This is a genomic window from Paenibacillus curdlanolyticus YK9 (assembly GCF_000179615.1).
Lineage (GTDB): Bacteria > Bacillota > Bacilli > Paenibacillales > Paenibacillaceae > Paenibacillus_T > Paenibacillus_T curdlanolyticus.
Map to the genome: position 1 here is coordinate 127,855 of NZ_AEDD01000013.1, position 19,275 is coordinate 147,129.

Below are 19,275 nucleotides of genomic sequence, written 5' to 3' on the forward strand. Positions count from 1 at the left end.
CGCTGCGGATTATCCCTTCACGCTGCCAGCTGTCATGCCGTCGATAATTTGCCGCTGCAGGAACATATAAACGACAAGGACGGGGACGATACTCATAATGACTGCTGCAGACAGCGACGCGAAGTTCGTCCGATAGCCGTCGTTGAACGTTGCCATACCGGTGGTGAGCGTTCGCTTCGCCTCGGAAGAGATAAACAGCTGCGATAATATAAATTCATTCCAGTTGGCGATAAAGTTCAGAATCGTAACCGTAACGAGCGAAGGCAGCGAGATCGGCAGAATGATGCGGAAAAATAACCCGCTGGCACCCAGGCCATCCATAATGCTTGCTTCTTCCAGCTCGTTCGGAATCGAGATCATAAACGCATGCAAAATAAAAATGGTTATCGGCAACGCATACGTGCAGTATACCAAAATCAACGACCAATGTTTATCGTACAGGCCCAAATCGTTGATCAGGCGATACAGCGGAATGAACAAGGCGCTTGGCGGAACGAGCAAACCGAGCAGAATGAACTGGTACAAGCCTTTGTTCATCAGCTTGAATTTCATCCTTGCAATGGCGAAGGATGTCGCTGCCGCAAAGAGCAGTGTGATCAGGCAAGAGACGATCGTAATATATAAGCTGTTGAAAGCATAGCCGCCAATATTGGCGCTCTCCCACGCTGCTCGATAGTTATCGAAATTAAACGTCTTCGGCAAGCCCCAAGTATTGACCGTAATTTCGCGATTCGTTTTGAACGAAGACATCAACAGCCAGAGCAGCGGGAACAAAATGATCGCCACATAGACCAAGAGGAACAGGTGACCCGGCAATTGCTTCTGGCGAATGCGGTACCATAACGAGCCTGTGTGGGTAGAGCTTGCGGTGCTGCTGCTCATTGTGTGCAACGATTGCGACATTTTCGCCATTAGTACTGTACCTCCTCACGCCGTCTGGAGATCAATTGAAGAACCCCGGTCATGACCAAAATAATGATAAACATCGCGACGCCAATCGCGCTTCCGTAACCAAGCTCCATCGAACGGAAACCGACCTTCAGCATGTAAGTCGACATAACCTCCGTGGATTGGAATGGACCGCCGTTGGTCATAATTTGAACGATATCGAGCACCTTCATCGTACCGGACACGGAAAGCAGCAGCATGACGAATAGAATCGGCCGAATCAGCGGCAAGGTGATCAATCGCGTCTCACGCCAGGAAGTCGCCCCGTCAATGTTGGCGGCTTCGACAATTTCCCGGGGAATATTCAGGATAGCGGCCAGGCACAGTACGATGAAGAAGCCGATATTTTGCCAAGCATTCGCAATCAGGATCGAGAGCATCGCAAGCTTAGGGTTCGACAGCCATTCCTGTGCCCAGCTTTCCGGCCCGATCGCGCGAAGGACTTGGTTAATGAGTCCAGATTCGTAGTTATATAGTACGCCGAACAAGATAGCCACTGTTGCCGTCGAGATGACGACCGGTACGAAAACAGCCGATTTATAGAAATCGCGCATCCGTCTTACTTTGCTAATCAGAATCGAAATGAGCAGGACGAGCGGAATGTTAACCACGAGCGAGAAAACGAGGAAATACATGTTATTCCAGAACGATTTAATAAACACTTCATCCTTCAACAGTCGCGTAAAATTATCGAACCCAATGAATACTTTGTCCGTAATGCCGTCCCATTGGAAGAAGCCATAATACAACGAGACGATTACCGGATAGATGAAAAACAACACATAGAGCGCGAGGGTCGGTAAAATGAAGGCGGCGTATGTCCAAGGATTGCGCAGCGCTTTATTCATGAGGTCAGCCTCCTGTTCCTTCAGTTAAGCATGAATGGCATTAAGGAGAACAAAAGGGCGCCTTCCGGCAGGAAGGACACCCTCTCGTCCCAATCAATCGTTATTTTTGAGCGTTTGCTTTCTCTTGCGCTGCTTGGATGTGCGCCGCTACGTCAGCCGGTTTTTTCACTTTGCCGATGAGCTCTTGCAAGCCTACGCCGATATCAGCCGTAACGCTTGGTTGTACGATTGCGTCGAATGCTTTCCACGAGTTCGATGCGTTGCCCATAACCGTCAGCACTTCGGAGATCAGCGGATCTACGCCCGACAGATCGGACAGCTTCATGGAAGGCAGCAATTTGTCTTCTACGAGCGTACGTTTTTGCACTTCTTCCGTGAAGAAGTTTTTGATGAATGCTTTCGCCATAGCGACTTGGTCTGCGCTTAGGTTAGCCGAGAAGCCGAAGCCGTTCGAGTAGCTTGCGTTGATCGACGTTTGGTTGCCTTTGCCGCCCGCTACGCTAGGGAATGCGAAGTAACCGATGTTGCCTTTCAGGTCGCCAGCTTCATCGCTCGTGAAGCGGTTAGCATCCCAGCTGCCCGTGAAGAGCATAGCTGCTTCGCCTTTGAGGAACTTAGCGCCTTGATCTGCATATGGCAGGCCGAGCGCGCCTTTCGTGAAGTAGTCATTGTTAACGAGCGTAGCGTACGCTTCGAAGCCTTTGATGAAGTCAGGATCGGTCCATTTCGTTTCGCCCGTTACCACTTTGTTCAGGGCGTCCATGCCGACATAGCGCTCCATAACCGAGTTCCAGAGCATGCCGTTAACCCAAGCGTCCTTCGCAGCGAGTGCGAATGGCGTGAAGCCTGCGCCTTTTACTTTATCTGCCGCTGCGATCAGCTCATCCCACGTCGTAGGAACGGCGATGCCAAGGTCAGCAAACATTTTTTTGTTGTAGAATATTGCTTCGCTATATCCGCCGAACGGCAAGCCGTATACTTTGCCATCCACCGTGAACTCGTCAAGGCTTGCGAATTTATCTTTAATGCCCAGCTCTTCAATGATTGGCGTCAGATCAAGCATGCGGCCTGCTTTGACGTACAGGTTAAGGTCAGCGCCGCCGAATACTTCGAAAACATCTGGCGGGTTGCCTGCTGCCATCTCCGCTTTCAGCTTCTGGTCGCGGTTGACGACTTCGTCAATGCCTTCCATCTCGATTTTCAGGCCTGGATTTTCTTGCTCCGTCTTCGCTACCACGTCTTGGAAAATTTTGAGACGCACTTTGCTCGTTTCTTTAATTTGCGTGTGGCGCAATTTCAAGGTGACGTCTTTCTTCGTTTCCGTAGGCGTGTCTGTCGTCGTTGCCGTTTCCGTGCTCTTGTCTGGCGTTTTCGTCTCCTCTTTGTCGGACGAGCCACAAGCGGATAGGAACATCGTGCTAGTAAGCAGCATTACAGCAATCAGGGATAGATTTCTCTTCATCATAGTAAGACCTCCTCAAGAAAATGGCGTTTCCACTTCCGTTTCGTGTTTCCCTTGCAACTTGATTATATAAGGGGAACGGTACATGTCAGGAGGTTGAAAAAAACGTGAGATAGGGAGACTTTTATATTGTGGACCTGCGAGGGGGATAAAAATGCACGATGGGACGGATACTTTTCCTTTATGTATGTTACATAATATAACACATTGGTATCGCTTACATGATTATATACGAAAATATCTTGGGTTTCCAATCAATTTCTCGACAAAACCTGACATGTACATGCCACTTTCTGACCAGAACACTAGGCCATTAGTGCCAACGTAACCTAAACTCACGCGAAAAAGAGGAGGAACATAAAATTGTCCCCCCTCTTCGATCACCCTACCCTTACTTCGATTCATCCTGACGATTCCCGCTGTTAAGGAGATCCGCCTCTCCCGCGCGCAATCGCTGCATCGCATCGCGAACGGCGGCGTAGAACGGCCGCCAAGCAGGCAGCGCATCAACCGGTCCAACCGCCGCCTGCTCACTCTCCGCTTCCGGCTGGCGTTGAACCTCTTCCTGTCCCTCTTCTAATCGTTGCAAGAACTCCCCTCCTTAGGGATGATGCTCTGACGCCCTTCCACATCGGCTGACTATCGCGCGAAACGGTCGCTTCGAAGCGCAAACAGCTCTCGCAGCTCGTCGGTTGACAGCTCTGTTACCCATTGCTCCGACTGGCTCACGATCTGGTCGTTCAACGATTGCTTGCGATCGATCATCTGATCGATCCGTTCCTCCAGCGTGCCGAGCGTGACGAATTTATGAACCTGCACCTTCTTCGTCTGTCCGATACGAAACGCCCGGTCTGTCGCTTGATTCTCCACCGCCGGATTCCACCAACGGTCGAAGTGGAACACATGGTTGGCCGCTGTCAGGTTAAGCCCCGTCCCGCCTGCTTTTAACGAGAGAACAAAGGCGCAGCCCGGCGCGTCCGAATGCTGGAACCGCTCAATCATCGCATCTCGCTGCGCCTTCGGCACGCCGCCATGCAAATAAGGAACCGGCAAGCCGATGCGCTCCTCCAGCAGGCGCTGGAGCGTCAAGCCCATATCGACAAACTGCGTAAACACGAGGCATTTCTCGCCTTCGGCAGCAATTTCTTCGATCATTTCAACTAAGCGAAGCGTTTTATTCGAACGCTCAATGTCCCATGCGTCACCCGCTACGCCTTCTCCAAGGAGCAGCTGCGGATGATCGCATAGCTGCTTCAGCTTCGTTAAAGCAGATAAAATGAGCCCCCGTCGGCGCATCGGCCCTTCTTTGTCCAAGTGCTCCAGCAATCCCGAAACGATGTTTTCGTACAGTGCGCCTTGCTCTGCCGTAAGGGAAACGAACATCTTGGCTTCATTCTTATCCGGCAGCGAGTCGACAATGGCTGGATCGCTCTTCACCCGCCGCAGCATGAACGGCCTCGTCCACCGCTGCAAACCTGCGATTGCTTCTTCGTCCCGCGTCCGTTCGATCGGAGCAACGACATGCTGGCGAAACTCGCTAAGACGGCCGAGATAACCCGGATTAATGAAGTCGAAAATCGACCACAGCTCCGTCAGGCGGTTTTCCATTGGCGTACCCGTCATTGCAATCCGATGGTAGGCCGGCAGTCGCCGAATGGCGGCCGATTGCTTCGTATTGACGTTCTTAATGTTTTGCGCCTCATCCAGGCACAGCGCGTTCCATTCAATCGACTCAAAATCCTCTTCATCCAGCGGCACGAGCGAATAGGACGTGATGACAACATCCGCAGCTTCAGCAGCTTCAACGAATGCCGCTCCTTTGTCCCGCTTCGGCCCATAATGGAGCATCACCTTGAGCTCAGGCGCGAACCTCTCAAGCTCCTTCTCCCAGTTGCCGATGACTGAGGTTGGGCAAACGAGCAGCGCAGGCCCGCCACGACCCTTGCCTTGTTCATACATCTGTTTCATGTACAACAGATACACAGTGAACTGTACGGTTTTGCCTAGCCCCATATCGTCTGCAAGAACGGCGCCCAGGCCGAATCTTCGCAGAAAAACAAGCCACGACACCCCTTGCAGCTGATAAGGCCGCAGTTGCCCCCGGAATGATTCCGGCACAGTAATATCGGGAATTCCACCCGCCTGCTGCAGCTGCTCCAGCCATTGAGACAGATGGCTATTGAGCTCCACCTCTGCCGCGAGGGAGATGCCCTCGTCCTCATCCTCGCCCATAACCGGCGAGGCACCCCGCAGATGAATTTCGAGAATATCGCGCAGCGTCAGCCCTTTTTTGCGTCCGACCTGCTTCATCCACCGTTTGATCCGTTCAATATCCTCCGGCTCCAGATGCACCCATTCCCCGTTGATCCGCGTCAGCTTCCGATTATCTTCTGCCAGCTTCATAAACTCCGCTTCCGATAGATCAAGATTGCCGACTGCCAGCTTCCAATCAAATTGCACCAGCTCGTTCAGACCGAACATGGGCTGCTCGGAGGAACCGACGGAAGATTTCATCTTAGCTTTCAGGCGGAACTTCCGCGTACGCACCGTCTCCCACCAGGAAGGAAGCAGGACAGGACAGCCCGCCTGCAGCAGCCTCAGGCTCGTTGATTCGAGGAAGCTGTACGCTTCCGAGTCGGTAAGCTCGGTGCGAAGCTGTTCGCTGCCAGGTTCGACAAGATCAGGCGCGGACGATTGCCACTTGCGCTGCTCGCGTTCCAGCCGCTCGCCGAGCAGCGGCAGCCATTCATCCGGCAGCGCTTCTTCTCCTGCCGAGACATATGCGCCTTTGCGATTGCGCTCTAGCGGCAGCCACGTCCCGCCATCCCGGTGCTGCACAGCTGGACGCAGCCGCCAGCCATGCTGCTCATCCGGCTCAGCCAGCTGCAGCGCCGTACGGAAAGGGAACACGTCCTTGCGAATTCCGGCCGCCACGAGCCAATCCTCTTCGTCTGCGGCGCCTCCTCTAAGCACGGCGGAACCGATGTCCGCCAGCGTAGAATGCCATGCAGCCGCAACCGGTTTATCCGTCTCGATCAGCTGGTTAACCGCAAGCGACAGCCACTCGTCTATCGCGCCCGGCTGGCCTGCTTTCTCCCAGCTTCTAAGCAGCTCAAGAAATTGCTCAGCGGCTGTCGGCTCGATATGCGCCGGTACATCGGCTTTCCAGGCCGGCTGTTCCACCGACCAACGAATGCTATCGGGTACAAACCAACCCTTCAGAAGCGCTTGGCGCAGCCATTCGGCTGTTGCCCGAATGCGAGCGCCGTCTTCTGTCCAATCAATGTTAAGCAGCCGAACATGCTGAGGCGCATCCAAATAATCGATAGCGAGCAGCGGCGGAAGCAGCAGCGTCGTACGACCGAAAGCGTCTTTATTCTCAATCTCTGCCCCATACCAAGAGGAGGTATGCCATGCGAACAGCAGCCGTTTCAAACGCGAGCCGTACGCGGTATGACGCTCCTCCATCACATACACGCCTTCGCCGGATGCAAAGCGCGCATCCAATACGAGCGGCTGTTTGACGTCAAGTCCCCTCATGGTCGTATGTTTCCTTTCGCCATTTCTTCCTGAAGCGCGCGCAACCGATAATATTTATCCGATAGCAAGGTGACATATCGGCTCCAAGTGCTCTGCTGATTGATTGCTTTGTACAGCTTCTCCATCTTCTTCATCAGCTTGACGGCTGTTTTATAACCCTGTCGATTACGCGAATTGATGGCATCGTCGATCGCCTGATGATAAATCGGCAGCAGCGCTTGCGGCTCCGCATTCGCGGCCTCCCGCAAATCCTTCGCATCCAGATCCTCCGGCGACATGCCCATGAGCAACTGAAGATCCGCCCATTCGTTGAATCGGCCCAGCTCGATCCAATGATCGGCTAGCGAGCTGTACGAATAAGGCAGCAGCGCTACCATCCACTGCATCCATTGCGGATTGTCCGGCTGCGCAAGATCAGCTTCGCGGCACAAGAACAAGAAAGGCACAAGCGCCCGCGTATTGGCCGCCTTCGAACGGCGTTCGAAGAAAAATTGCATCCAGACTTGGAAGCTATCCCAATTGCGTTCGGTCAGCCTCGTCTGTGCATACATCTGAACGAGCGGCTCGATCGGGTCGATCGGCGCTGCAGCCAGTCGGCCGGCAGCATCGCTGTCTCGGCCCTCGAACATATCCAGCGCAGCGAGGGCGATGGGCGGGAAGGGCGCCTTCTCCTTGCTTTTCGCCGCATCGCCGCTCGCGCCATTCGGCTGCACCGCAGCCGCAAGCGCAACCTCCGGTTGCCCGTTTGCTCGGACTTCCGATTCCTTGCGTTCCAGTCGCGAACGCTCAGCGTCTCGCCAATAATCATCGTCCAGCCTGCCGGAAGTCAGGCTTAAATAAAGGAAATCCCAGCGAAACAGCTCATTCCATTCGTCACACGCTTGATTGCGCGCGTATTCCGTGACGACGTCAAACCAGTTGGACTGTTCATCCGTCCAATCCCGCCAATGATGCTGCTCGGCCGCCAACGATTCGTATTGCTCGATCCATGGCTCCGCCATGCGGGTAAAGCTCATCTGTTGATAATATTTGCTGAATGGATCCACCAGCGTAAACGCCTTCTCCGCTTGGCGCAGCGTAAACAGGATTGCGAGCATCCATTCATATTTTTGAATCGACTTATCCCAATCTCGCGCGTAGCCCTTCAGACCCAGCAAGACGGACTGCAGCGGATGAAGCGTGTACCGGCATTGCCGCCATGCTTCGCCAAACTGCTCCTCCATGCGGCTAACGATCTTCCGATGATCAGCGCCATTCACTTTGCTTTTCTCGGAAACCTCTTGCGCTGTTGATGACTGCTCCGGCAGCTTCTCTGGCGCAGCTAATCCCAGCAGCCGCCTGCGCGCATCTTCCGGCGTTCGCATGCCTGATTTGGAGCATGCCGCAAAATAGACAGCCGCCATATGCTTGCAGTAATCCGTAATCGGACAAGTGCATGTACTATAGCCAAAATGGCCGACGTCCAGCATTACGCTGTACATGTCGGTCCCACGGACAGCACCAATCAACGTATCGCCTTCCACCAGCTTAACGCTCTGTACTCGCCCTTTTATATAGTAATCCCAGCCTCGTTCCGCAACTGCGGGGAGCATATGCTCCGCGAGCTCCGACTCTAACGATTGCAGCAGCAGCTGTTCCGTCTGAAATAAGGAGTCCATCCATCCACTCCGTTCTTCGTGCATTCCATACATTATACCATAACCGAATCACGTTTCGCGCCAATTCACGCAAAGCAAAAGAAATGGGCTCCCGCAATCGCTCTCGATTGCTGAAGCCCTGTTTATAAATGATTAATAGTGCGGGATTCGTACGGAGAATATGATACATTCTTCGGAATCGGATGTGACCTGCAGCGTTCCCTTATACATCGAGACGATCTGCTTCACGATCGGAAGCCCAAGCCCCTGATGGCCCCCATCCTTCTGCTTCGTGGAGTAGCCGGGATCAAACAACTGCTGCGCGCTCAGCACCGTTTCCGGCGAATCGCATGTGTTGCGTATAACAAACGCGAGCTCCCCATTTTCCAGAACGCCCTCCAGCCTGATTAAACGACGCTCCTCCGGATACTTCATAACCTCATCGAACGCATTGTCGATCAGGTTGCCGATAATCCGAGTCAAATCAAGCGATTTGATGCCCAAATCCAGATTATCGAGCCCTCGGAACGAGCTTTCGAACTGAATCTTCCGTTCGACGGCTTGGGCAAACTTGGAACGAATCAGCGCCGCGATCGCGGGATTGCCGATGTTGATAAAATCGTTCGTCAGCTGCACATCGCCCGCCAATTCCTTCGTATAAGCTTGCAGCTCCGCCGTTTTCCCAAGCTCGGCAAGCGAATGGATCGTCTGCACATAATTAAGAAAATCATGCCGCTGCGCGCGTACGGATACGAGCAGCTGGTTCATTTCATCCACGTAGGTTAATTGGGCATGCTTCGCAATCTGGTCCTTGGATCGGCGGAAATAGCTCGTAACGATCACGACGGCGATCATGCAGAGAATCGTAATCACCGTAATAATGAGGCCGATATTCAAAAACTGCTCATCGAGCGAATCTTGAACGAATTGATAATCGGACACAATCGTCAAAATATACCGGTCAAGCGACTCGCCTTCCTTGCCCAAAATGCTCGAACCCTTCGGGATTTGGACCGGGATAAACGTTTTTAGCACATGCTTGCCGTTCGCATGCGTGTTCATCGTGACGGTGCGCCCCGTTCGATAGGACTCCTCCACGCTCTTCACATCGCCATCGTTTTGGTACGTATACTTGCCGTAAATGACCGGCTGCTGCGTAATATGTTCAACCCATTCGCCTACATCGTTTTTGGTGAGCACAGGCCCGCCTAGCGAAAACGTCGCTGGATTAACCGCTGTAATTTCAAGCAGCGAGGCATTCTCCTCGACCGCCCGCTTAATTAAGCGATTCACGCCGGTTGCGTCCTCGTATTGCTGCATCATGGCATTGCTAATGTAAGGATCGATCAAATAGTTGGTCGAGCCGTCATAATAATAGCCCCACTTATAAATCTTATCGACATCTGTCGAGGCACTCTCGAAAGGGCCTGTCCAAAACTGCGGCAGCGTCTGTCCCCATTTGACGGAAACAGGCTTAAGCGCCAGCAGCTGCTGGAATGCGTCATACCAAGGGTCCCATGTTTTGGAACCGCGATTCAGCTCCTTCGGATCGGACGACTTCTCAATGATGATATCGTCTTTCTCACTGTTCTGCCGGAACAAGGAGATGTGCGTGACGTCCAGCTTGTTCGACAGCTCGGCGAGCTGGTCGTTCGTCACTTTGTCGATATCAGGATCAAGCGCATACTCCGCAGCGATCGACACTGCGCGGAGCTCCCGTCCGATCTGATTCTGGAACACCTCGCCCCCTAGCCGCGACTGTTCAATGGATAGCTGAATTTGCTTGGCAACCGCCAGCATCTCGTGGCGCATCCCGTTTTCGAGTGACCGTTTGGCCATGAAGTAGTAAACTGTGTTGTTAATCCCGATCAGGACGATGACTAAGATAATGGCCAGCTGCCATCTATTGCGTCGCATCATTCGTTCGTTGCTCCTCTTTGAAGGATATGGCGCATCTGCTGCCGAATCGAATCGTACTGCTTATTGCGTCCAGCGCGCGAACAAGCTTAACAAGGCCCAGCGGCGCTCCTGCCGTTTCTTGTATCGCGGGAGCTGTCGGTAAAGCCGTAATGAATCGTTAAGCGCTTGTTTCGCCTCCGCTTTGCGGCCCAGCAGCTGATTCAGCTTCGCCAGCCGGTAATAGCCCTCGCAGGAAGACGTCTGAATTTGCTGGAACGCTTCCAAGTCGTCTAACGCCTTCCCAGCATCCTGCTTGCCTATCTTTGCAGCTAATCGCAAATACGGCTGCCCATATTTGACCCGCGGATTTATCGAAAGCGCTTTACGAATTGCCGCTTCTCCCGCTTCCGGCTCGCCTGTATGTAACAAGCTTGTGCCAAGATCATCCCAATATTCAGCGGATTGCTCGACAGATTCTCGTTCTTGAAGCGGCTCTAACAGCTCTCTGGCTTGACGATAGCTGCGTTTGTCGATCAGCAGCTTTGCCAGTTCAAGCTTGGCAGACAAATCATTCGGATTCATATCCAGCAGCTGCCTAAGCTTGCGGATTCGTCCAATACGCCGGATCGGTTTGACTAAACTAGGTGATAAGCCGACGAATCGGCGGTCGATGATGTAGAGGATAACGACAAACGCGATGATGGCAAGAATCGGATTTCCAAAAATCGAAAGCAATAGTCCGAACAGCAAAAATTTTCCGATCATTGTTTTCCTCCTGCGCACAATAAACTCAGGCTCTATCATAGCATAAAAACTTGCTCCATCGAGATAATGTCCGCACAATTTAAAGTCAAATCATACAACCATGCGCTTCATTTCTCGTAAATACAATTTAATATGCAGCCGACTGGATTAATAAATATGTTATTAATTCATTACCGTCATTTATTCTCGCAATTCTATTACGTTTCATTCAAATAACAGAATAAATTGATTACCATAATAATCAAATTCCAAACTTTAGCTTCCTCTTGTTATTGCTTGTTTCCCCGTAAACCGTACGTTATATTGTTCATATGTACATTAATTGGCTTTTAGTACAAATCTCGTTTCCAGCTTCTGTTCTATTCTATTGATACTAGGAGAGTCGTTCATATGAAAATTGATACTACCTTGCATTCGCTTCCGATTTACGAAGCGCTGGCCAGCAATGTTCGGCTTCAGGTCATCAATTTACTAGCTCGGCAGGATATGAACATCAAGGAGCTTGCGCAGGCCACAGGGCTCAGCAGCGCGATCATGACGATGCATGTGAAGAAGCTCGAGAAAGCTGGCATTGTTCAAGCAACGATGATTCCGAGCAAAGGCGGCATTAAGAAAGTGTGTTCATTGGTCGCCGAAGCGATTACGATTGATTTTCCGCGCAAATGCGATTCCTCCTCAGGGCGTACCTATCACCAGACCGTCGTGTCTGTGGGCCATTATACCGACTTCGAAATCGAACCCACCTGCGGTCTCGCGACGACAGAGAAGGTAATCGGCGAATTCGACGAGCCTCGCTGCTTCCTCGATGCCCAGCGGTTTAATGCCAAAATTGTATGGTTCGGCCGCGGCTTCATCGAATATAAGGTGCCGAACTATTTATTGAAAGATGAAATGCCGGAGGAGCTTGAAATTTCAATGGAAATTTCATCTGTGGCCCCTTTCGTGAGCCAAAGCTGGCCTTCGGACATTGCTTTCCACCTTAACGGCGTCGAAGTTGGCATCTGGACAAGCCCCGGCGACATCGGCGGCAAACGCGGCAACTTTACGCCCAACTGGTGGTCGGACGAAGTGAACCAACATGGTTTGCTCAAAGTGATCAAAATAAATGAAAGCGGTACCTCCATAGACGGCAATCAAATCTCGAATGTTTCGATTAACGATCTGAAGACGCGAGAAAAGCAGTGGAATTTCCGCATCAGCGTCAAGGAGGACTCCCCGCGTGCCGGCGGCGTTACGCTATTCGGCTCCGGCTTCGGCAACTACAACCAGGATCTCGTGTTTAAGCTGTATTACCAGCAAAGCGAAGTGCCTGCTGCGAAGGCAATTGATGAAGCGGCGGATCGAACCGCAGCTTGCAATTAACCTCCATAGGTCAAAAAGCTGTCTCACAACCGGGATCCCCCGGATGCAGAGGCAGCTTTTTTGTGCGTGGATGCTATTGGACCTGTTTGAAACGCGCGGCATGGGCAGCAGCAACCATCAAGTATCACCTCGGATGCGCAAACGGACCGGAGTGCCGTTATTCGATATGTATAGCGCAACATTTTGAATCTAACGGACACCACCGCCGTTATTGCTCGGTTTTCTCAGCTTGATCAGCCCTATTCGCATCAATAAGGACGCCTCAGTCCGTTACAATTTCATAACGGCGCAATTTAGCCAAATAGCGGCTCTGGAGTCCGTTACGACGGCTGGCTGCCGGTCAATGTTGAGACAATTTTACAATCGAATTCGCGATTCGTATTGCAAGCGACTCCCCCTTCCGACTAGACTAGCAGTAAGATGACAAATCATGTAATTAAACGTATCGTACAGGGGCTGAGATGATGAACGAGCAATGGAGACATTTGACCACGAAGTTACCGGAATGGCTGGACGATTGCCGCCAATACGCCAAGGACGGCGAAGCGGCCTCCTACATACCCGAGTTAGCGAAGGCGCCAGCCGATGCGCTGGGCATCTCCATCCTTACGCCGGACGGCAGCATGATCGCAGGCGGAGACAGCGGCTTGCAGTTCACCATGCAAAGCATATCCAAAGTGTTCACGCTGCTGCTGGCGCTCGTCGATCATGGCGAGGAGCATGTGTTCAGCAAAGTGGGGATGGAGCCGACAGGCGACGATTTCAACTCCATTCTCAAGCTGGAGCTCGTGGAGCCGGGCATCCCGTTCAATCCGCTGATTAATGCAGGCGCCATCGCGGTAACGTCGCTTATTAAAGGAAGCAGCGTCGCAGAACGTACGGAACGCGTGCTGGCCTTCATCCGCTTGATGGCTGGCGATGACGCGATCGATTATAACGAAACGGTAAGCCGCTCCGAATCGGTTACCGCGCATCGCAACCGTTCGCTCGCTTACTTCTTGAAGGAAAACGGCGTGTTGGACGAGCAAACCTCCGTCGAAGAGGTGTTGAGTGTCTATTTCAATCATTGCGCGATTGAAGTAACCTGCGGCCATCTCGCCCGCATGGGCCTCATCCTCGCCTGCGGCGGCTTCGATCCGCTATCCGGACGCCAGCTAGTGCCGCGCCGCTACGTGCAGATCGCCAAGACGTTCATGCTCACCTGCGGCATGTACAACGCCTCCGGCGAATTCGCCATTCGGGCGGGCATTCCTGCAAAGAGCGGCGTCGCGGGCGGCATCCTTGCCGTCGTGCCCGGACAATACGGCATCGGCGTCGTCGGCCCTGCCCTCAATCGCAAAGGCAACAGCATCGCCGGCATCCGCCTGCTGGAGACGATGTCCGTCGAATGCGATTGGAGCATTTTTTAAGCAAAGCGTGTGGGGCGACGTTTATATATTAGAAAAACAAATGGCCCATTCTGCTGATTGAATCAGCGGATTGGGCCATTTTGAAAATACAACGATCTGAGAAATAATTTTTTATCTATTATTATAGTTCAATGTTAAGGTTTGACTTCACTTCTTCATTCGACGGGTCTTCTGTTACTATTGATCGAACTTTAGTAACAACGGATCAAAATCAGTTAGTTCCTCCACCTTAAGAAGTGTTAACTCATGATTGATTTTGTTTTTATATTTATGAACACTACGTTTTACCATCTTCTCTTGTTCATCAAACTCGACGGTTTCTACATCATTTTCATATGTAGCTTTCTTTGTAATCTTCATAATTCCTCTTTTTTGATCACTCTTAACTCTTTCTGCAATTTCTGGGGAAAGGAATAAATGTGGGATAGGAGAAACATCAACTCCTAACTTATTTGGAATTACATTAAAATTACCCATGTCATTACGATACTGATATACGTTTTCTCCATCCCAAATCTCATAATCTCCTTTATATGGCCCAGAAACTACATTCATTCTATACTCCCCAAGCTCATTAAACCAAACTTCAAAAGTTGAGGTTTGTAAATTACCATCTTCGGCTGCTGAGCGCTCTGAGAACACGATATGTTTATTTTGCAAACCCACATTTGCATTATTAGCAGTTTGGTCCCCCTTCATGGCATACGTAACAGTCGCAACAGTACCAAGAGCAATAATGCCAACAACTAGAGATACAAAAAGAATAAATTTTCTCATGTTTCTTCCTCACTCCTTAACTTAACTAAAGTTTTTAAGATTTCGTCTAGGATAGTAATGACTAGATGGTGAACCGCCAGATGTATATAACTGTATATCAAAAGTCCCAACTATATAATTATTACCTAATGGAACAGTGACATTTGGATTAAACGTCTCATAGTAACTAGATGATCCTGCTGTTTGCTTTAAGTACTGATATGCGTAACTATTGTACACTTGATTTGCAACGCTTAAATCACTCCCGCTCTTCATAATCTCTAATCTTTGCAGAGTCCATTCATCTCCGTTTTGATTAAAATATGTATAAGTAGCAGAGGCATGTTTAATATCCGCACTATTTGAACTAGAAATTTTATTCCAATAAATTTTTAATTCAAAATGGTCAGCATAGTGATCACCACAAGTAGCTGAATTAGGGTCTGAACAATTATAAACATAAAGCGCCTGAGTATTGGTTTTGTAAGTTGTGTCATTAAAAGGATCTGTTGCGTGCGCGATACTAAATGAAGCGATAAACAACATAAAAGACAGCATAATAATTACAATTTCCTTCTTGCGAGATAAGATATTCATAAATAACCCCTCTTTTTATATTGTGATAAAAACCAATCACTCCCTAAAGATTGATTTTTTATCCATAGCAATATTAACACATATTCACTTTAACAGTAAATTAATTTATTTATTTCTTTAATCGCCCAACAACCTTACCTTTAATTAATTCTTGGTTAATTGCCCCAAAAATATTGCTTGATACAGAACGATGCAGCGCATCGCCTAATACGTAATAGCTGTTTTCTGGAATTTGAACTTCTTTTACATTTTGTGAAAAGTACTCATTAATAAATTTCCTCGTATCTTCGGTATCAACTAATCCTGACTTAGGATCTTTTAAGGAATCTAGTACTTCCTTTTTAGTTTCTCCCCAATACATGACATGCCCATAAAAAGTATCCAGCTTCTTGCCGTTGATATAATATTGACCGTTTTTTATCGAAAAACGTTCACCCGGAAGTGCAATAACTCGGGCAATTTCAAATTCCCGCGGCGTTGCTTTTATTTTACTAGAATCAAAACTAGGCACTTTATAATAAACAACATCCCCCCGGGAAATCTTATGGGAACTGTAATAACCCCCGTCAATCACTAATTCCCCTTGATATTCGCCATGACTTCTCGACATCCAGTCATTCACTTCATTATTAAATATCCACTGATCATGATTTGTGTTTCTGATCATGTCCACTTTTTCATTTGTAACCGTATCTTTAATCGTTGCATCTGAACAAGATAATAAACACAATACAATCCCAACGTATAACATTAACATCCTCATAAAATACCTCCCATTTTTTGAATGAATCAAAAAAACGCTTCTCCTTCAAATAAGCTAATGAACCAAATAACATTAACAAATATCTCATGTCGAAATACCAAAAAAAATGACGAGCAATAAATTATTTTGTGGATGAGTTCCTCTCAAAACTACCGTCATACGGTTGTATTACCTTAGCTACCTAATTTCGTTTAAATCCTAATTTTGGAATGCAATATATAAAACGGATTGTATTGCACATTTGTTGCATAGGAATTAAAAAAACGTCCAAGTATGTAAGTACTTGTGGTTCCTTAGTCTTTTTTAATTGACGAATTGTAATATGAAGTGCGACAGCTAAAAACAAAGAAGCCCATGAATGGATTCGTGTAAAATGGAAGTTACCACACCACCATCTAACACAGGAGAACCCAACATGAGCTACTCCCATCTTAGCATAATCGAACGCGGACAACTAGAGACATTGAATGAGCTTGGCTGGACGACTAGAGCGATTGGTCGAAAGCTTGGTCGCCATCACTCCACCATTGCGCAGGAGATCCAGCGCGGTTGTACCGAGAAGGGCTACGAAGCCGAGCCATCTCAACAGGCGTATCATGAGCGAAGAACCACTTGCGTGCCTTCCGGGAAATACTCTCCTGAGCTTGCAAAAGAACTGGGCCAGCAATTGAAGCAACCGTGGTCACCCGAGCAAATCGCGGAGAGACGAAGAGCGGAAGGAAAGTCGTTCGTATGCTTTAAGACGATCTACAGGTGGCTCTATACAGGACTCTTGGCAGATGGCAAGGCAACGGTTTTGCGGCATAAAGGCAAGCGTCAGAAACCGATGGAAACACGGGGACGCTTCCTTGTTGGCACTCCCATCACCCAGCGTCCCAGAGAGGTACGCAAGCGTTCGTCTGTTGGCCATTGGGAACTGGACACGGTGGTCTCCAGTCGAGGTAAAAGCCGCGCCTGCGCAGCGACCTTCATCGAACGGAAGACACGTCTGTAGGTAGCTGTCAAAATGCCTGATCGAACAGCTCATTCTATGGAAGTCGCTTTTGGTGTGGTAGCTAGCCAGTATCCTCAGGGGACCTTTCAAACGGTGACAACCGACCGTGGTAAAGAGTTTGCTTGTTACCTAAATATGGAGGCATTTCACAGTGTGAAGGTATACTTTGCGGATCCGTATTCCTCCTGGCAGCGCGGCTCCAACGAGAACGCAAACGGTCTCCTTCGGGAGTTCTTTCCCAAGGGTCACGACTTTGCAGAAGTCACAGATGAACAACTCGCGGACGCGATCCGGTTAATTAATAACCGCCCCCGCAAATGCCTTAGCTGGAAATCCGCTCACGAAGCTTTCATGAACGAGGTGTCGCACTTAGCTTGACAATTCGTCAATTAAAAAAACGAGCGCACCATCCGGTCGTGAACCGAACAATTCGCTCGTCTTTCTATACGCTCACCGTCTATCGTCCCGCCTCACCGCTTATTCCGCTTCCGGAACTCCTGCGGGGTGAACCCTTCCTGCCGCTTGAACAGCTTGGAGAAATACGAGAAGTTGCGGTAGCCCGTAATCTCCGCCACGTCGCTCACCTTCAAATCCGACTCGCTCAGCAGCCGCTTCGCCTGCTTCATCCGCTGGTCCATAATGTAATCGGACAGCGACAGCCCTGTCTCCTTCTTGAACAACCGCGACAGGTAGGCCGGGTTAAAATGCAAAAAGGCCGCGAGCTCCTCGCGCGTCAAATCCTGCGAAATATGCGTCTGTACATATTGCTCAATCAGCTCAACGACCGATGGGTCGCGCTCGCGGCGCTTCTCGACGGCCTGAATGGCGGCTTCGATCATTCGTTTAGTCCAAGTGCGCAGCTGCGAAAGCGATTTCGTTGCTTGGGCCATGTCTTCGTGCCTGCTCAACGAATCAAGCGAGGAATCCACGGAGATGCCGCTTTTGTGAAACGTCTGATAGACCATTGCGACAAAGTGATAATAAAACGCTTTCAAATGCTCCTTTGATAACGATTTCTGATTCTCATAAGCGGTGAATAATTCATCGAGCCTCCGCTGCAGCTCATCTTTTTTCCCAGATTCGAACAGTACAGCAAGCTCCGATGGCCAGGAGAAAGGAAGCATGCCTTCCTGATCCTCATAATATTCGCCCTCAATGAAAATCGCATCAGGCTTGTTTACATTGCGCCGTTCCATGTCCAGCAGCGTGGCGCAGCTCGCAGCGATTCGCGCGATGGACTCGGGCAGGCCGATATAGCAGGACACATGGCTGTAAAAATAATGATTGCAATCCGCGATGAACCTTCTGCAGCGGTATTCCAGCTCCTTCAGCTGCCCATTCAGCTGCGCGGCTTCATAGATAATAAGGAAAATCGCGCCGCTCCTGCATTGGACCACAGTGCCCGGCCAATCCCGCAGCACCGTCTCGCGAGCGGAGTTCATCATCGCGTACTCCAAAATATGCTCATCCTTGCTGCCGAACCTTCGCTTCCACCGATCGACGCTGATCAGCACCGAAATAAAGACGTCATTGGCCGAAAACTCGGGCTGAATCATCGACAGGTACGCCGTATGCGGCTCCGTAGCGTACGATGGCCCGCTCGGCTCAATAAGATCGGTCCAGAATCGGTCGACCAGCACATGCTTTTGCGACTTCATCAAGTTCTCGTAACGTTCCGCCCGATTGTGCATCGACAGCTTCTGCCGGACATCCTCCAGCTTCGTAAGCGCTCTCAATACCGTTTCCTTTAAACGCTCGTGCCGGATAGGCTTCAGCAAGTAATCGAAGCAGCCCATCTGGAGCGCCAGCTGTGCGTAATCGAACTTATCGTGGCCGGTTAGAAAAATCGTTTCCGTGGCAATGCCTTCATTTCTCATCCATCCTAGTAAATCCAGCCCGTTCTCTCCCGGCATCTCGATGTCGCATATCATCACGTCAACGGCATGCTGGGCGAGCAGTGCCTTCGCTTCTTCCGCATCCATTGCTGCTAACACCTGCGTGATTTGCAGAGAATGCCAATCAATCGTATCCACGACGCTTTTTAATGCGAACGCTTCATCATCGACGACCAGAAGCTGATACACCATCGATACCCCCTTCTCATCATGGATGTGAATAAGGAGATTGCCTGTGACTAGTAGCATGAAGCCGCTTACACTTTCAGTCTATCAAATTTCGGATTATCGTACAATAATTGCCTTCATTGATTAACAACCGCACCGTGTCCCCCTTCAAAAAGGCGCATACGGTGCGGTTGTTTGGCAATCTGCTGCGTTAAACGTTCGTTAACCTCTT

14 protein-coding genes and 1 pseudogene are annotated in these 19,275 nt (G+C 50.1%); 3 read left to right on the plus strand and 12 right to left on the minus strand.

Features of this window, described 5'->3' with window-relative positions:
* Positions 1–9: 9 nt before the first annotated feature.
* The 8 genes from PAECUDRAFT_RS21730 to PAECUDRAFT_RS21765 form a co-directional block, all read right to left on the minus strand.
* A complete protein-coding gene (locus PAECUDRAFT_RS21730; RefSeq protein WP_006040311.1) occupies positions 10–912 on the minus strand; it encodes a carbohydrate ABC transporter permease in 903 nt (300 codons plus the stop codon).
* Positions 912–1,796: a carbohydrate ABC transporter permease gene (locus tag PAECUDRAFT_RS21735; RefSeq protein WP_006040312.1), complete on the minus strand. Its 885-nt coding sequence runs from the start codon at positions 1,794–1,796 to the stop codon at positions 912–914. The genes PAECUDRAFT_RS21730 and PAECUDRAFT_RS21735 overlap by 1 nt, the downstream gene beginning before the upstream one ends.
* A gap of 100 nt (positions 1,797–1,896) precedes the next feature.
* Positions 1,897–3,261, minus strand: a complete 1,365-nt coding sequence (locus PAECUDRAFT_RS21740; RefSeq protein WP_233516799.1) for an extracellular solute-binding protein — start codon at positions 3,259–3,261, stop codon at positions 1,897–1,899.
* A gap of 388 nt (positions 3,262–3,649) precedes the next feature.
* Entirely contained in the window at positions 3,650–3,847 is a 198-nt protein-coding gene (locus PAECUDRAFT_RS21745; protein ID WP_006040314.1) for a hypothetical protein, read from the minus strand.
* Between the two features lie 50 nt (positions 3,848–3,897).
* On the minus strand, positions 3,898–6,798 hold the full coding sequence (locus PAECUDRAFT_RS21750) for a DEAD/DEAH box helicase (RefSeq protein ID WP_006040315.1): 2,901 nt from the start codon (positions 6,796–6,798) through the stop codon (positions 3,898–3,900).
* Positions 6,795–8,456: an SWIM zinc finger family protein gene (locus tag PAECUDRAFT_RS25005; RefSeq protein WP_006040316.1), complete on the minus strand. Its 1,662-nt coding sequence runs from the start codon at positions 8,454–8,456 to the stop codon at positions 6,795–6,797. The genes PAECUDRAFT_RS21750 and PAECUDRAFT_RS25005 overlap by 4 nt, the downstream gene beginning before the upstream one ends.
* A gap of 132 nt (positions 8,457–8,588) precedes the next feature.
* Positions 8,589–10,355, minus strand: a complete 1,767-nt coding sequence (locus PAECUDRAFT_RS21760) for a sensor histidine kinase (RefSeq protein WP_006040317.1) — start codon at positions 10,353–10,355, stop codon at positions 8,589–8,591.
* A 60-nt stretch (positions 10,356–10,415) separates the two neighbouring features.
* The gene (locus PAECUDRAFT_RS21765) at positions 10,416–11,099 is read right to left on the minus strand and encodes a tetratricopeptide repeat protein (RefSeq protein ID WP_006040318.1); all 684 of its coding nucleotides are present in this window, start codon (positions 11,097–11,099) and stop codon (positions 10,416–10,418) included.
* A 390-nt stretch (positions 11,100–11,489) separates the two neighbouring features.
* On the opposite strand from PAECUDRAFT_RS21765, the gene PAECUDRAFT_RS21770 reads away from it, so the two are divergent.
* The gene (locus PAECUDRAFT_RS21770) at positions 11,490–12,461 is read left to right on the plus strand and encodes an ArsR/SmtB family transcription factor (RefSeq protein ID WP_006040319.1); all 972 of its coding nucleotides are present in this window, start codon (positions 11,490–11,492) and stop codon (positions 12,459–12,461) included.
* A 464-nt stretch (positions 12,462–12,925) separates the two neighbouring features.
* The gene (gene glsA, locus PAECUDRAFT_RS21775) at positions 12,926–13,870 is read left to right on the plus strand and encodes a glutaminase A (RefSeq protein ID WP_040713816.1); all 945 of its coding nucleotides are present in this window, start codon (positions 12,926–12,928) and stop codon (positions 13,868–13,870) included.
* A gap of 177 nt (positions 13,871–14,047) precedes the next feature.
* On the opposite strand, the gene PAECUDRAFT_RS21780 is transcribed toward glsA, so the two are convergent.
* The 3 genes from PAECUDRAFT_RS21780 to lepB form a co-directional block, all read right to left on the minus strand.
* Entirely contained in the window at positions 14,048–14,647 is a 600-nt protein-coding gene (locus tag PAECUDRAFT_RS21780) for a hypothetical protein (protein WP_006040321.1), read from the minus strand.
* A 21-nt stretch (positions 14,648–14,668) separates the two neighbouring features.
* Positions 14,669–15,223 carry a hypothetical protein gene (locus PAECUDRAFT_RS25780; RefSeq protein ID WP_006040322.1) on the minus strand — a complete coding sequence of 185 codons (555 nt, stop codon included), beginning with the start codon at positions 15,221–15,223 and terminating at the stop codon, positions 14,669–14,671.
* A 109-nt stretch (positions 15,224–15,332) separates the two neighbouring features.
* Positions 15,333–15,980, minus strand: coding sequence for a signal peptidase I (lepB, locus tag PAECUDRAFT_RS21785; RefSeq protein WP_158306265.1), 648 nt, complete (start codon positions 15,978–15,980; stop codon positions 15,333–15,335).
* 421 nt (positions 15,981–16,401) lie between these two features.
* On the opposite strand from lepB, the pseudogene PAECUDRAFT_RS21790 reads away from it, so the two are divergent.
* Positions 16,402–17,358, plus strand: a pseudogene (locus PAECUDRAFT_RS21790) (IS30 family transposase).
* Between the two features lie 92 nt (positions 17,359–17,450).
* On the opposite strand, the gene PAECUDRAFT_RS21795 reads toward PAECUDRAFT_RS21790, so the two are convergent.
* A complete protein-coding gene (locus PAECUDRAFT_RS21795; protein ID WP_006040326.1) occupies positions 17,451–19,067 on the minus strand; it encodes a response regulator transcription factor in 1,617 nt (538 codons plus the stop codon).
* Positions 19,068–19,275 lie beyond the last annotated feature (208 nt).